12 protein-coding genes are annotated in these 14,166 nt (G+C 74.3%); 5 read left to right on the top strand and 7 right to left on the bottom strand.

The genetic code is table 11. The features are described from left to right. Window positions 1–44 precede the first annotated feature (44 nt). From B9L22_RS05435 to B9L22_RS05425, 3 genes are all read right to left on the bottom strand, one after another. Entirely contained in the window at window positions 45–524 is a 480-nt protein-coding gene (locus tag B9L22_RS05435) for an SRPBCC family protein (RefSeq protein WP_061268360.1), read from the bottom strand. A 154-nt stretch (window positions 525–678) separates the two neighbouring features. Next, a complete protein-coding gene (locus B9L22_RS05430; RefSeq protein ID WP_086149467.1) occupies window positions 679–1,143 on the bottom strand; it encodes a hypothetical protein in 465 nt (154 codons plus the stop codon). Between the two features lie 127 nt (window positions 1,144–1,270). Next, window positions 1,271–2,200, bottom strand: coding sequence for an NADP-dependent oxidoreductase (locus B9L22_RS05425; protein ID WP_086149466.1), 930 nt, complete (start codon window positions 2,198–2,200; stop codon window positions 1,271–1,273). A 177-nt stretch (window positions 2,201–2,377) separates the two neighbouring features. On the opposite strand from B9L22_RS05425, the gene B9L22_RS05420 reads away from it, so the two are divergent. After that, the gene (locus B9L22_RS05420; RefSeq protein WP_086149465.1) at window positions 2,378–2,761 is read left to right on the top strand and encodes a TraR/DksA C4-type zinc finger protein; all 384 of its coding nucleotides are present in this window, start codon (window positions 2,378–2,380) and stop codon (window positions 2,759–2,761) included. A gap of 39 nt (window positions 2,762–2,800) precedes the next feature. On the opposite strand, the gene B9L22_RS05415 is transcribed toward B9L22_RS05420, so the two are convergent. After that, complete coding sequence (locus B9L22_RS05415; RefSeq protein WP_061269402.1) at window positions 2,801–3,565, bottom strand: glucose 1-dehydrogenase; 765 nt, start codon at window positions 3,563–3,565, stop codon at window positions 2,801–2,803. A 127-nt stretch (window positions 3,566–3,692) separates the two neighbouring features. Continuing rightward, a complete protein-coding gene (locus B9L22_RS05410) occupies window positions 3,693–4,367 on the bottom strand; it encodes a TetR/AcrR family transcriptional regulator (RefSeq protein WP_158097150.1) in 675 nt (224 codons plus the stop codon). Between the two features lie 176 nt (window positions 4,368–4,543). Between B9L22_RS05410 and B9L22_RS05405 the strand changes: the two genes are divergently transcribed. Genes B9L22_RS05405 through B9L22_RS05390 form a run of 4 tightly spaced genes read left to right on the top strand, consistent with a single transcriptional unit; the run spans window position 4,544 to window position 12,155 of the window. After that, entirely contained in the window at window positions 4,544–5,950 is a 1,407-nt protein-coding gene (locus B9L22_RS05405; RefSeq protein ID WP_086149463.1) for a glutamate decarboxylase, read from the top strand. 27 nt (window positions 5,951–5,977) lie between these two features. Beyond that, entirely contained in the window at window positions 5,978–7,621 is a 1,644-nt protein-coding gene (locus tag B9L22_RS05400) for an APC family permease (RefSeq protein WP_086149462.1), read from the top strand. Beyond that, window positions 7,618–10,959 carry a bifunctional lysylphosphatidylglycerol synthetase/lysine--tRNA ligase LysX gene (gene lysX / locus B9L22_RS05395; protein ID WP_086149461.1) on the top strand — a complete coding sequence of 1,114 codons (3,342 nt, stop codon included), beginning with the start codon at window positions 7,618–7,620 and terminating at the stop codon, window positions 10,957–10,959. The genes B9L22_RS05400 and lysX overlap by 4 nt, the downstream gene beginning before the upstream one ends. A 2-nt stretch (window positions 10,960–10,961) precedes the next feature. Continuing rightward, a complete protein-coding gene (locus B9L22_RS05390; RefSeq protein ID WP_158097149.1) occupies window positions 10,962–12,155 on the top strand; it encodes an esterase family protein in 1,194 nt (397 codons plus the stop codon). A 7-nt stretch (window positions 12,156–12,162) separates the two neighbouring features. Here the strand turns inward: B9L22_RS05390 and B9L22_RS05385 are convergent, their stop codons facing one another. Together B9L22_RS05385 and gadC are read right to left on the bottom strand one after the other, a co-directional pair. Continuing rightward, complete coding sequence (locus B9L22_RS05385; protein ID WP_086149459.1) at window positions 12,163–12,585, bottom strand: hypothetical protein; 423 nt, start codon at window positions 12,583–12,585, stop codon at window positions 12,163–12,165. Between the two features lie 50 nt (window positions 12,586–12,635). Then, the gene (gene gadC, locus B9L22_RS05380) at window positions 12,636–14,150 is read right to left on the bottom strand and encodes a putative glutamine/gamma-aminobutyrate antiporter GadC (protein ID WP_086149458.1); all 1,515 of its coding nucleotides are present in this window, start codon (window positions 14,148–14,150) and stop codon (window positions 12,636–12,638) included. Between the last annotated feature and the right edge of the window lie 16 nt (window positions 14,151–14,166).

Genomic DNA, 14,166 nt, shown 5'->3' with positions numbered 1-14,166 from the left:
GGCCCCGGGTGCCGCGCGGCGGCGGACGGGCGCAGACGCGGGCGTCAGGCGCCGTCGTGCACCGCGTCGAGCACGACCGGGTCGGCGCACCCGCGCGCGAAGCCGGCGATGCGCCGGTCGACGTCGCGCTGGAGCACCCACGACCCGACGCGCTCGGCGACCGGGGCGAGCCAGCGCGGCCGGCACCGGAAGCTGTACCGCCACGTCGCGCGCGTGCCGCCGGCCGGGTCGGGCGCGAAGCGCCAGCCGCCCGCGAGGTTCTCGAAGAACCACGAGCCACGGACCATGCGCATGCCGACGTTGGTCGGCGGGTTGTACGAGACGTACTCGCTCACCATGGACAGCCCGCTGCGGTGCCGGGTGAAGGTCCGCACGCCCTTCGCGGGCGCGGTCGCGCCGTCGAGGAAGTGCTGGTGGCGGATGAAGGGGTCCCAGCGCAGGCGGACGGCGCCCGTCGTCTGCGAGACGGCGAACGCCGTCGCGGGGTCGACGGGGACCACGAGCGAGGACTCGACGACGGGCATGGTCGGATGCTCCCACGCCGGGCGGCGCCTCGCCGCCCGCCTCAGGTCGCGACGAGCCCGGCACCGGCGCGCCCCCGGGCGCGAGCGGGCCCCGGACGCGAGGACGGCCCGCCCCCCGACGAGGGACGGGCCGTCCGGACCGCGGCGCGTGGCGTCAGGACGCGAACGCGTACCCGGCCTCGACGCACTGGGCGCGGAACGCGTCGAGCGACGCCTGGAGCTTCGACGTGCTGACCGTCTCGCCCTGGACGGCGGCCTCGAAGGGCGCCTTGATCCCGTTGAGGTTCTCCTGGAGCTCCGGGTCGGCGAAGTTCTGCACCGCGGCGATGCGCTCGCGCGTCGTGTAGATCGCGGCAGCGGCGTCCTCGTCGTCCGGCGTGGCGAGCAGCGGCGTCGTCTCGGTGACGAGGCGCTCGGCGGAGTACTCGCCGCCGTAGAAGGTGCTGCACGTCGTGGTGACGGCGACGACGGCCGGCGTGACCTCGGGGGCCGCCTCGGTCGTGGTCTCGGTCGCGGGGGTGGTCGCCGCGTCGTCGCTCGCCGGGTCGGTCGGCGAGGCGCAGGACGCCAGCAGGAGGGCACAGGAGAGCGCCGCGGTGGCGGCAAGAAGCTTACGCATGCTAACGATTCCACACTCTGGCGCACGCGGGGCGCAAGAAGATTGAGCGGTCGCCGTGGCGGGAGCCGCGGAATCCCGCGGCTCGTGCGGTGAGCTTGTGCTCAGCGTCACAAAGGAGCGCGCCGCGTCACACGACGTCGAGGACGACCTTCCCCCGCACGTGCCCCTCAGCGACGAGGCGCAGCGCCTCCGCGGCCTCGGCGAGCGGGAACCGGGCCGAGACCTCCGCCCGGAGCCGCCCGTCCTCCGCGAGCGCCAGCACCTCGTCGAGGGCGCCCTTCGCGTCGACCTTGTCGGCGATCCCGGCGGCGCGCGAGGCGTCCGTCCCGACGACGGTCACGGCGCTCGGCGGGTCGTCGGCGTCGGCGGGGGAGAGGTGCTCGCCCAGGAGCGCGACGGTCGCGGCCACGGTCTCCTCCGTGCCGACGAGGTCGACGACGACGCTCACCTCGTCGAGCCCGTCGGGCAGCGCGCGGACCGCGTCGACGAGCCCCGGGCCGTACGCGACGGGCGTCGCACCGAGGTCGCGCACGTAGTCGTGGTTCGCGGGCGAGGCCGTCCCGACGACACGGGCGCCGAGCGCGGTCGCGATCTGCACCGCCGCGGACCCGACGCCCCCGCTCGCGCCGTGCACGAGCACGACGTCGCCCTCGCCGGTGTCGGCCTGCACGAGCGCGGAGAACGCGGTCGCCGCCGCGACGGGCAGGACCGCGGCCTGGTCGAACGGGACGGACGACGGCTTGCGCCGCACGTGGTCGGCGCGGACGAGCGAGAGCTCGCGCTGCGCGCCCGTGCCGTGCCACACGACCTCGTCGCCGGGGGCGAGGTCCGGGACGTCGGGCCCCACGGCGTCGACCACCCCGGCCGCCTCGAACCCCAGCACGCCGGGGACGCGGCCACCGAACGTGCCGGCGAGCCGCTTGAGGTCCGCGGGGTTGACGCCGACGACGCGGTTCGCGACGCGCACCTGGCCGGGGCCGGGAGCGCCGACCTTCTCGTCGTCGACCCGCAGGCCCTCGGGCCCGCCGAACTCCTCGAAGACGACGACCGTGCTCATGCCGACCCCCGTGGTCTCGCCGTCGGTCGCCCACCGCGAGGGCGAGTCCGCGCGGTGGCCCCGGGGTGGCCGGGCGGTTCCACTCTTCCATCGCGGACCGCCGCTGTCATGCGGCGGACGTGGGCAGGAGTCCCCGTCCGGGACGGTTTCACCCCGTCCCGAGCGTTGAGGAGGGTGATGACGACACCACCCGAGGTCCCCGGCCACCCGCTCGACCCGCGGCCCGCGCGCGAGCGGCTGCTCGCCGTGCGCGCGGAGGCGTCGGAGCGCCTGCGGGCGCTGCGCGCCGACGTCGCGGGCATCGTCGAGGCGTCCCGCGACTCCAACGCGGACGACGAGCACGACCCCGACGGCGCGACGATCGCGTTCGAGCGCGCCCAGGTGGACGCGCTCGCGCGCGACGCGGCCGCGCGGGTCGAGGAGGTCGACGCCGCCCTCGCGCGCCTGGACGCGGGGACCTACGGCGTCTGCGCGGGGTGCGGGCAGCAGATCGCCGCCGGGCGCCTGGAGGCGCGCCCGACGGCGCGGACCTGCGTCGCGTGCGCGGCCGCGGTGCACTGAGCGACCGGGCCCGCCGCGACCGGGCCTGCCGCGGCCGGGTCAGAGCTGGCCGTGGCCCTTCTTCGACGGGACGCCGGCGATGAGGCCGCCGTCCACGACGAACTCCGAGCCCGTCGAGTACGACGCCTCGTCGCTCGCGAGGAAGACGATCATGCGCGAGACCTCCTCGGGCGCCGCGGGGCGGCCGAGCGGGATGAGCAGATCGTCCGGGTTGAGCGACGCGGTCATGGGCGTCGAGATGAACCCCGGGTGCACCGAGTTGACGCGCACGCCGTACGGGCCGAGGTCGAGCGCGACGGACTTCGTCAGCCCGCGGACGCCGAACTTCGACGCGACGTAGCCGTGCAGGCCCGCGCTCCCGCGCATGCCCTCGACCGACGAGATGTTGATGATCGACCCCGCGCCGGCCTTCGCCATGATCGGCGACACCGCGCGGATCCCGAGGAACGTGCCGGTGAGGTTGATGTCGATGATCCGGCGCCACGCGGCGACGTCGAACTCCGTGATGGGGCCGCCGTTGGCGATGCCCGCGTTGTTGACGAGCACGTCGACGCGCCCGAACGCGTCGAGCGTGGCCGCGACGGCGGCCGCCCACTCGTCCTCGCTCGTCACGTCGAGGTGCACGTAGCGGGCGTCGGGGCCGAGCTCGCGCGCGAGCGCCTCGCCCTTCGCGTCGTCGAGGTCAGCGACCACGACCTTCGCGCCCTCGGCGACGAGCGCGCGCGCGTTCGTGACGCCCATGCCGCCGGTGCCGCCGGTGACGATCGCGACCTTGTTCTGCACCCTTCCGGGAGTGCTGCCCATGGTGGGGCTCCTTTCCTTGCAGGGCACGGCGGCGTCGGCCCGCCTCGTGAGCGGGGGCGTCGTCGCGCGGGTGTGGTGCGCACCTGCCCGCCGGGGACCGCGGTCGACCGGCGGAGGGGACGGCTCGTCAGGGCGACGGCGTGGTCCACCAGGCGGGCAGGGCGTCTCGGGCGACCCTCGGGAACAGCCCGGGGTCACGGGGAGGGGGCGTGGCGAGCCACACCTCGAGCGCGCCGACCGTGCCGAAGCCGACGTACGTCGCGAAGGCGCGCGCCGCGACGTCGGCCGTCGCGGTGGTCGCGGCTCCGGCCGGCGGGTCGGCCGGGACTCCGGCCGGGACTCCGGCCGGGGTGCCGGCCGGGGCCGACGGCAGGAGGCCCGGGTGGGCGTGCAGGTGCTCGACGAGCGTGCCGGTGACGTGGCTCGCGAGCAGCCGGAACAGCGGCGCGCTGAGGCCACCCTCCAGCGCGCGCTCGTAGACGGGGAGGTGGGCCTCGACGTGCACGACGAGCGCGCGGCTCCAGTGGTCGACGACCTCGCGGGAGCGGGCGGCGACGTCGTCGGCCGTCTCGGCGGCCCGGACGTCGGCGAAGAACCGGTCGCGGATCGCGTCGAGCTCGGCGCCGAGCACGCGCGCGAGGAGCTCGGACGGGCTCGACGCGTGGTCGTAGAACGTCACGCGGTTGATCCCGGCGCGGGCCGCGACGGCGGACACCGTGAGCCGGGTGACGTCCTGCTCCGCGGCGAGCGCGAGGATCGCGGTCCGCAGGGCCGCGGCGGTGCGGGCGGTGCGCTTGTCCACGGCCACCTCCTCCGCGTCGTGCCGTGCGCTGTGTCGTCTTCGACGCTACGCCGAGGCAATCACTTAAGCAACAGGTGTTGTCTATCTCACCCGCCCAGAGGCGGTCCCGGGACCGCGGTCGTACCGTCGGGAGAGCGGCCGCAGGTCCGCGGCCACACCAACCCGAGGGGGCGGACATGGTCACGAACACGCGCCGGGCCGAGAGGCACACCGGAGAACCCGACGTCGTCGAGCTCAACCCGGTCTTCGCCAGACCCGGGGAGGCGACGGCGCTGCCCAAGTTCCGCTTCCCCGAGGACGAGTCCCTCCAAGAGACGGCGTACCAGATCGTCCACGACGAGGCGATGCTCGACGGGAACGCGCGGCTCAACCTCGCGACGTTCGTCGGCACGTGGATGGACGAGCACGCCGCGCGGCTGTACCTCGAGGCCGCCGACAAGAACATGATCGACAAGGACGAGTACCCGCAGACGGCGGCCGTCGAGACGCGGTGCTGGACGATGCTCGCCGACCTGTGGCACGCGCCCGACCCGGAGCACACCATCGGGACGTCGACCATCGGCTCGTCCGAGGCGTGCATGCTCGGCGGTCTCGCCCTCAAGCGGCGCTGGCAGCACGCCCGCCGCGCCGCCGGCAAGCCCACCGATCGCCCGAACCTCGTGCTCTCGAGCGCGGTCCAGGTGTGCTGGGAGAAGTTCTGCAACTACTTCGAGGTCGAGGCGCGCTACGTCCCGATCTCCGAGGACCACAAGGTCCTCGACGGCCACGACCTCGAGACGTACGTGGACGAGAACACGATCGGCGTCGTCGCCATCATGGGCGTGACCTACACGGGCATGTACGAGCCGGTCACGGAGATCGCCGCAGCCCTCGACCGGATCCAGGAGTCCACCGGCCTCGACGTGCCCATCCACGTCGACGGCGCGTCGGGCGCGATGGTCGCCCCGTTCCTCCAGCCCGACCTCGAGTGGGACTTCCGCGTCCCCCGCGTCGCGTCGATCAACACCTCGGGCCACAAGTACGGCCTCGTCTACCCGGGCCTCGGGTGGGTCGTCTGGCGCGACACGGAGTCGCTGCCGGAGGACCTCGTGTTCCGCGTGAGCTACCTCGGCGGCGACATGCCGACGTTCGCCCTCAACTTCTCGCGCCCCGGCGCGCAGGTGCTCCTCCAGTACTACCTCTTCCTGCGCCTCGGGCGCACCGGCTACGAGGCCGTGCAGCGCACGTCGCGCGACGTCGCCCTCTACCTGTCCGGCGAGATCGCGAAGATGCCCGCGTTCGAGCTGTGGAACGACGGCTCGGACATCCCCGTGTTCGCCTGGCGCCTGCGCGAGGGCCACACGAAGAACTGGGACCTCTACCACCTGTCGGAGCGGTTGCGCACCAAGGGCTGGCTCGTGCCCGCGTACCCCATGCCCGACGACCTCACGGACCTCACCGTCCAGCGCGTCGTCGTGCGCAACGGCTTCAGCCACGACCTGGCGTCCGCGTTCCTCGCGGACCTGCGCGACGAGGTCGCGCTCCTCGACGCCCTCACCGGCCCGATGCCGACCGAGGGCCAGCGCTCCAACTTCCACCACTGACCCGGGCGACCGCGGGAAGGACGGACCATGGCACAGGGGGCAGCACAGGATCCGCCCGGCGGCTCGGGACCTCACGTCCGGGCCGACGGCACGCACGCGCCGACGGCGGCGCACGTCCGGCCGCACCCGTACGGGTCGCCCGGCTCCCGGCAGCCGCCGGGCCACACGGGGCCCGCCATCGGGGCGCCCGCCGCGGGCGCGACGACGTTCATGTCGGTCGTGCAGCTCGCGATGCTCACCGTGGTGGTGGTCGCGTCGCTGCGCTCGCTGCCGGCGATGGCGTCGTACGGGCTCGGCTCGGTGACGCTCTTCATCGTCCCGGCCATCCTCTTCCTCGTCCCGACGGCGCTCGTCGCGGCCGAGCTCGCGACCGGCTGGAAGGGCGGCGTCTTCACCTGGGTGCGCGAGGCGTTCGGCGAGCGGGCCGGGTTCGTCGCGATCTGGCTCCAGTGGATCCAGAACGTCGTCTGGTACCCCACGCAGATCGCGTTCATCGCGGCGAGCCTGTCGTTCGTCGTGGGCGACCCCGGTCTCACGCAGAACGGCCTCTACACGGCCGTCGTGATCCTCGTCCTGTACTGGGGGTCGACGCTCATCACGCTCGCCGGCGGGAACCTGTTCGCCAAGGTCGGGTCGTGGAGCGGCATCTTCGGCACGATCCTGCCCGCCGTCCTGCTCATCGTGCTCGGTGCGGTCTGGCTCGGCACCGGCGAGCGCTCGGAGACGACGCTCGAGGCGTCCGCCGTCATCCCGCCGTGGACCGGGATCGCGTCCATCGTGCTCATCGTCTCGAACGTCCTCGCGTACGCGGGCATGGAGGTCAACGCGGTGCACGCGAACGACCTGCGCAACCCCGGGCGCGGCTTCCCGCGCTCGATCGCCATCGCGACCGTGCTGATCCTCGGCGTCTTCATCCTCCCGACGCTCGCGATCTCCGTGGCCGTCCCGAAGTCCGCGCTCGGCGTGACCGACGGCATCAACCTCGCGTTCAAGGCGTTCTTCGACCACTGGGGCATGAGCTGGGGCACCCCGGTCATCTCGCTCCTCATCGCCCTCGGGGCGTTCGCGTCGGTCGTCACGTGGATCGCCGGGCCGTCGCGCGGCCTGCTCGCCGCGGCCCGGACCGGCCTGCTCCCGCCCGCGCTCCAGCGGCGGAACAAGGCCGGCGTCCAGATCGGCATCCTCGCGGTGCAGGGCGGGATCGTCACGCTGCTCGCGCTGCTCTTCGTGCTCGTGCCGAACGGCAACACCGCGTTCATCGCGCTGGTCGACATGGCGGCGGCGCTCTACCTCGTCATGTACATGCTCATGTTCGCCGCGGCGATCCGGCTGCGACGCACCAAGCCCGACGTGGTCCGCACCTACCGCACGCCCGCGATGCGGTTCGTCGCGGGGCTCGGGTTCGTCGCGTGCGCGGCCGCGTTCGTGCTCGCCTTCGTCCGGCCGTCCGGGTTCAGCGGCCTCTCCGAGACCGCCTACCCGATCGTGGTCGCCGGGGTCGTCGTGGTGCTCGGCGGCCCGCCGCTCCTCTTCTACGCGCTGCGGCGCCCCACGTGGGACCGTCGTACCGCGGCGGAGCGGCAGACCGCCGACGACGTCCTCGTCAACCCGCCGGCGCAGCCCGCGCCGGCGCCCGCCCGCACCCTGCACGACCCCGAGGAGACCACGTGACGGGTACCACCACCGTCGGGCGCGAGACGCCCACCCCGGACGGCGGACGGCGCACCTCGGCGCCGCCCGCCGTCGCGTCGCCCTGGGCGGAGACGGTCGCGCGCTGGGGCGGCCGGATCCTCGAGGTCTACGCGGTGTGGCTCCTCGTCGCGCTGATCCTGCGCCCCGTCGCGCACCACGCCGAGCGCCCGGTCGCCGAGGTCCTGTCGGTCACCAACGTGCCGTCGTACCCGTCGCTCTTCTCCGCGGTCGTGGTCGGGCTCGTCGCGAGCGGCTTCCTGCGCCGGCGCCGGGCCGCGCTGTGGTTCGTGGTCCTCGTCTGGCAGCTCCCGTCCGCGCTCGTCATGCTGCTCGCGATCGTGCTCGACCGGATCGACCCGGCGGCCGGCGTGCTCGACGACGTGCACTGGACGGCGTACGCGGGCGGGCTCGTCGGGCTCGTGCTCGTCGTGGTGCTCGTCGCCGCGCGCCACGCGTTCCCCGCCCGCATCGCCCGGGGTGCGTGGTGGACGGCGGCGCTCGTCCTCGTGCTCGGTCTCGCCGTCGCGACCGGCGTCGTGTGGGCGCTGCTCCAGGTCGTGCCGTCGAGCCTCGACGACCAGTCGGCGCGGCTCGGCTGGGCCCTGAGCGTCTCGGTCGGGCTGTCGCCGCACGAGGAGCCGTTCGCCATCGACGGCGGCGCGCCGGGCTGGCTCGCGCTCGTCGGCGGCCTGCTCGCGGGCGCCGCGCTCCTGCTCGCCGTGCTCGTGTTCCTGCGGACCGGCCCGCGCGACGCCGCGCGCTCCCCGGACGAGGAGCTCGCCGTGCGTCGTCTGCTCCTGGAGCACCCCAGCGACGACTCGCTGGAGTACTTCGCGACGCGCGACGACCGCGACGCGATCTTCTCCGGCGACGGCCGCGCCGCCGTGTCGTACCGCGTGGTGAGCGGCGTGCTGCTCGCCGCGGGCGACCCGCTCGGGGACCCGGCGTCGTGGCCCGACGCGATCGAGCGCACGCTCGCGTACGCACGGCGCCACGGGTGGGCGCCGGGCGTGCTCTCCGCGAGCGAGAAGGGCGCGCGCGCCTACCGCGACGCCGGGCTCGCGGTCCTCACGATGGGTGACGAGGCGATCGTCGAGACGCGTTCCTTCGACCTCGCGTCGCCGTCGATGCGGCCCGTGCGCCACGCCGTCGCGCGGCCCCAGCGCGAGGGGTACACCGTGCGCCTGCGGCGCCAGCGCGAGATCCCGGCGGACGAGCTCGCGGCGCTCGCCCAGGCCGCCGACGCGTGGCGGCACGGTGAGGACGAGCGCGGCTTCTCGATGGCCCTGGAGCGCCTCGGCAGCCCGCGGGACCCGCGCGTGCTCGTCGTCACCGCGCACGACCGCGACGGCGCGCCGCGCGGCCTGCTCACGTTCGTCCCGTGGGGGCGCAAGGGCGTCTCGCTCGACTACATGCGCCGGTCTCCCGACGCGGTGCCGGGCGTCACGGAGCTCATGATCTCGACGCTCGCGAGCGAGGGCGCGGGCATGGCGATCGACCGGGTCTCGCTCAACTTCGCGATGTTCCGCGGCCTGATCGAGCAGGGCGAGTCGGTCGCGGCGAGCCCCTTCCAGCGCTTCCTGCGCCGCCTCGTCCTCACGGCGTCGCGCTGGTGGCAGCTCGACCAGCTCTACCGCTCGAACCAGAAGTACGAGCCGCGCTGGCGCACGCGCTACCTCTGCTACGCCGCCCCCGCCCAGCTCACGTCCGTGTCGCTCGCGGCGGGGCAGGCCGAGGGCTTCGTGCCGCAGTGGCCCGGGGCCCGCGGCGGCACCGGGACCCAGCAGGTGGCGACGGCCGACGCCGCCCTCGGCGCGGCCGTGCGCGAGCAGGAGGACGCGCTGCTCGCGCTCGACGTCCCGACCCGGCGGCTCACCGACCAGGAGCGCGCCCGCCGCGCCAAGCTCGACGTGCTCGCGGCGTCCGGCATGCCCGCGTACCCCGTGGCCGTGCCGCGCACGCACCGGCTCGCCGACGTCGACGACCTGCTGCTCGGGCACGAGGTGTCCGTCTCGGGGCGCGTCGTGCGGCTCCGCGACCTCGGGGGCGTCGTCTTCGCCGTCCTGCGCGAGGAGAACCACGAGCGCCAGGTCATGCTCACCGCCGACGGCGCCGCCGACCTCGCGCTCTGGCGGCGCGTCGTCGACCTCGCGGACCAGGTGAGCGTCACGGGGACCGTCGCGCGCAGCCGGACGGGGGAGCTGTCCGTGCACGCGGGGTCGTGGGTCATGGCGTCGAAGTCGCTCAAGGCGCCGCCGGACAAGTTCCGCGGGCTCGCCGACCCGGAGACGCGCATGCGCCTGCGCCACGTCGACCTCGCGCTCGACACGCGGTCGTCCGTGACGCTCCGCGGTCGCTCCGCCGCGGTGCACTCGCTGCGCTCGTCGCTCGTCGAGCGCGGCTTCATCGAGGTCGAGACGCCGATCCTGCAGCGCGTGCACGGGGGCGCCAACGCGCGCCCGTTCCGCACGCACATCAACGCGTACGACATGGACCTGTACCTGCGCATCGCCCCGGAGCTGTTCCTCAAGCAGCTCGCGATCGGCGGCATCGAGCGCGTCTTCGAGCTGGGCCGCAACTTCCGCAACGAGGGCGCCGACGCGACGCACAACCCGGAGTTCACGTCGCTCGAGGCGTACCAGGCGTTCGGTGACTACACGACGATGCGGCACCTCACGCGCGAGCTCGTCGTCGCGGCCGCGGTCGCGGTGCACGGCGACGCCGTGTCGCGCCGACCCGACGGCACGGAGGTCCGGCTCGACGGCGAGTGGCCCGTCGTCACCGTGCACGACGCCGTCTCGCGCGCCGTCGGCGCCGAGGTCACCCCGGACACCCCCGACGCGGAGCTGCACGCCCTGTGCGCCCGGCTCGGCATCGAGGTCGGCGAGGACGAGACGCACGGCGCGGTGGTCAACGAGATGTACGACCGCCTCGTCGAGGGCCAGACGGTCGAGCCGACGTTCTACACCGACTTCCCGGTCGAGACGTCGCCGCTCACCCGCGTGCACCGCCGCGACCCGCGCCTCGCGGAGCGCTGGGACCTCGTCGCGTTCGGCGCCGAGCTCGGCACCGCGTACTCGGAGCTCATCGACCCGATCGACCAGCGGGAGCGGTTCACGCAGCAGTCGCTCCTCGCGGCGGCGGGCGACCCGGAGGCCATGGAGATCGACGAGGACTTCCTCTCGGCGCTCGAGTTCGCGATGCCGCCCACCGGCGGGCTCGGCCTCGGCGTCGACCGCATCTACATGACGATCATCGGGGCGTCGATCCGCGAGACGCTCGCCTTCCCGTTCGTGAAGCCGCAGCGCCGGTCCTGACCGTGGCGACCGGCCTCCCCGTCCCCGACACCGACCCGGCCCTGCCCGCGGCCGTGCTGCGCGAGCTGCAGCCTGCCGAGACGTACCTGACGAGCTACCCGGTCGCCGTCGTGCTGGCGGTGCTCGGGGCGGGAGCGGTGGCGTGGGCCGTGGTCCGCGCGCGGCGCGGCGCCCGGGCGCGGCACGAGCGGCGGGCCAGGGGCGAGGACGCGCGCCGGCCGTGGCGCTCGCGCGTCGCGACGGCGTCCCTCGCGACGCTCGGTGCGCTGTCCCTCGTGCTGGGCCTGGCGGTCGGCGCCAACGCCTACTCCGGCTACGTCCCGACGTGGGGGGCCGCCCGGGTGCAGCTCGTCGCGCTGGGTCTGACCGACCTGTCGGCCGACGCGCCGGGCGGCGCGGACCGGGGCCAGGTGCGGACGCTCGCGATCCCGGGGACGGCCGCCGAGCAGATCGCGGACGAGGACGCCTGGGTGTACCTCCCGCCGGGGTTCGACCCCGAGGGCTCGACCCGCTACCCGGTCGTGTACCTGATCCACGGGTCGCCCGACGACCCGAGCAGCTGGTTCGCCGCCGGGCGGGTGCCGCGCACGATGGACGTGCTGGTCCGGCGCGGGCTCGTCGACCCGACGATCGTCGTGGCGCCCACGGTGAACGGCACGGGGCCGGGCGGGCTGGACACCGAGTGCCTCGACTCGACGACGGGCGGCGAGCAGGTCGAGACGTACCTGACGACGACCGTCGTCGACACCGTCGACGCGACGTACCCGACGCTCGCTGACCGCGAGCACCGCGTCCTCGGCGGCATGTCGTCGGGCGGGTTCTGCGCGCTCAACGTGGGTCTGCGGAACCTCGACCTGTTCGGGGCGATCCTTGCGATCGAGCCCTACGGGAACCCCGGCCCCGGGCCGGAACGGACGATGCTCTCGACGCAGGCGGAGATCGACGCGAACACCCCGACGACCTACCTGCCCACGATGACGTTCACGCACCCGATGCCGGTCTTCCTCGACTCCGGGCAGGACGCGCCGGGGGAGGCGCTCACGACGGTGCGGCGGATGGCGCAGGACCTCGAGGACCAGGGGCAGACCGTCGAGCTCCGCGAGGAGCCCGGTCAGGCGCACACGTGGGCCATGGCCGCGACCGCGCTCCCGTACGGGCTCGTGTTCGCGCAGCGGCAGATGGCGGGCGGCGGCTGACGCCGCGTCACTCGTCGGTGAGGAACTGCCCGCCGATGCCCGCCTGGGTCTCGAGCAGGTCGCCGGTGTCGCCGAGCACGACCCAGTTCGGCCCGGCCAGCGCGGCCTCGCCCTCCTCGGTGGGCTGACGCGGCAGGAACGCCAGGAACTCGTCCTCGGCGATCCCGTCGGCGAACACGGCGAGGAGCGTCGTGTCGTCGCACGCGCCCAGCTCGACGTCCTCGCTGTCCGTGCTCTCGGTCGTGAACGACAGGCACGTGAGGCCGGCGGACGTGGCGGCGTGGTGGAGCGCGTCGAGCGAGTCGTACTCGACGTCCTTGTCGCCCGGGCCGGGGCCGGAGCAGGCGGCGAGCGCCCCGACGAGGACGACGAGACCGACGACCGGGCCGGTCGCGGCGCTGCGAGGGCGGGGAGAGGGTCGGGTAGGCATGTTCCGATGGTCCGCCGCCGCGCGGCTTCGCGCCACGGGAACCGCGACCGTCACCCCTGCCGGCCGGGATCGCCCCGGCTCGGGTCGGCGTCCGCGGACTGCCAGGTGAAGGGCGCGAACGTCGACGAGTCGTCCCGCCAGGCCGGTGTGCGGGCGCGGTACAGGAGCAGCGGGAGGGCCACGAAGACGAGGGCGAGCGCGACGAGCAGCACGACGTACGTCGTCGGGCTGCCGACCGCGACCTGGCCGGGCGGGGCGAAGCTCGTGACGAGCGCGAGCAGCGACGCGACGAACCCGAGCCCGCCGACCGCCCAGACCCCGACGCGGCCTCCCGGCACCCGATAGGGGCGCGGGCGGTCGGGCTGCGTGCGGCGCAGCACGACGACCGCCGCGAACATCAGGAGGTACGCCACGAGGTAGAGGATCACCGTGAGCTGGCTCAGCAGCTGGTACGCGGACTGCACGGAGGGCATGACGACGAACAGCACCGAGAGCACGGTCACGACCAGCGCCTGGACCAGGAGGATGTTCGTCGCCATGCCGCGGTCGTTCGTCCGGTGGAACCACCGCGGGAGGAACCCCGCCCGCGCGACGGCGTGCAGGCCCGTGGCGGGACCGGCGACCCACGTCGTGACGCCGGCGAGGACGCCGACGGCGAGCATCGCCGCGACGACCGGCCCGGCCCAGCCGATCCCCGCCCAGGCGAGCAGGTGGTCGAACGCCTGGAGCAGGCTCGTCGTGAGGCTGATGTCCTGCTGCGGCACGACGACCGCGATCGTCAGCGTGCCGAGGGTCAGCACGACGACGGCCACGAGCGCGGCGACGAGGATCGCGAGCGGGTAGGTGCGCTCCGGCCGCCGGATCGAGCGCACGTGGACCGCGTTGACCTCGATGCCCGCGTAGAAGAGGAAGATCCCGGCGGCGAGCACGATGTTGTCGAGACGCGTGAGGTCCGGGACGAACGCGCCCCAGGAGAGCGTTGTCCGGGACGGCTCGCCGCTGAGGAGGTAGGCAGCGCCGAGCCCGACGAGCAGCGCGGCGGGGGCGAGCGTCCCGACGATCCCGCCCCAGCGTGCGGTGCGGGCGAACGCGGACGCGCCGCGCAGGGCGATGAGCGTCGCGGCCCAGAACACGACGAGCACGATCGCGAGGACGAAGAGCCGGTCGTCGGCGACCCGTTCGTCGAACCGCGCGTCGGGTCCGGTGTAGGCCAGGGTGACGGCGGCGAACGTGAGGACGGTCGGAAACCAGATGCAGCCCTCGACGAAGACCATCGCGATCGCGAGGAACCCCCACCTGCTCCCGAACGCCTCGCCGACCCAGCGGAACATGCCGCCCTCCTCGGGCCACGTGGACGCGAGCTCGGCCGCGACGACGGCGACGGGTGCGAGGAAGCAGACGGCGGCGAGCAGGTAGTAGAACGAGGAGGAGAGCCCGTACTCCGCCTCGGCGGGCAGACCGCGCAGGCTGACCACCGCGGCGACGTTGAGCATGACCAGCGACGTGGCCGTGATGGTCGCCGCGGCGGGCCGGGCGGGGTGCTGCGAGGTGGCGGTCCGGGCCATGGCGTCCCCCTCGGCG

This window comes from Cellulosimicrobium sp. KWT-B (assembly GCF_002127155.1).
Classification (GTDB): domain Bacteria; phylum Actinomycetota; class Actinomycetes; order Actinomycetales; family Cellulomonadaceae; genus Cellulosimicrobium; species Cellulosimicrobium funkei.
The sequence above is the reverse complement of the archived record's forward strand: the minus strand, read 5'-3'. Positions and strand labels throughout refer to the sequence as shown.

Coding starts and splice junctions, on each gene's coding strand:
- B9L22_RS05420 (WP_086149465.1), top strand. CDS start 2,378: ATGACGACACCACCCGAGGTCCCCGGCCACCCGCTCGACCCGCGGCCC.
- B9L22_RS05425 (WP_086149466.1), bottom strand. CDS start 2,200: ATGAGCACGGTCGTCGTCTTCGAGGAGTTCGGCGGGCCCGAGGGCCTG.
- B9L22_RS05405 (WP_086149463.1), top strand. CDS start 4,544: ATGGTCACGAACACGCGCCGGGCCGAGAGGCACACCGGAGAACCCGAC.
- B9L22_RS05430 (WP_086149467.1), bottom strand. CDS start 1,143: ATGCGTAAGCTTCTTGCCGCCACCGCGGCGCTCTCCTGTGCCCTCCTG.
- B9L22_RS05385 (WP_086149459.1), bottom strand. CDS start 12,585: ATGCCTACCCGACCCTCTCCCCGCCCTCGCAGCGCCGCGACCGGCCCG.
- B9L22_RS05400 (WP_086149462.1), top strand. CDS start 5,978: ATGGCACAGGGGGCAGCACAGGATCCGCCCGGCGGCTCGGGACCTCAC.
- gadC (WP_086149458.1), bottom strand. CDS start 14,150: ATGGCCCGGACCGCCACCTCGCAGCACCCCGCCCGGCCCGCCGCGGCG.
- B9L22_RS05415 (WP_061269402.1), bottom strand. CDS start 3,565: ATGGGCAGCACTCCCGGAAGGGTGCAGAACAAGGTCGCGATCGTCACC.
- B9L22_RS05435 (WP_061268360.1), bottom strand. CDS start 524: ATGCCCGTCGTCGAGTCCTCGCTCGTGGTCCCCGTCGACCCCGCGACG.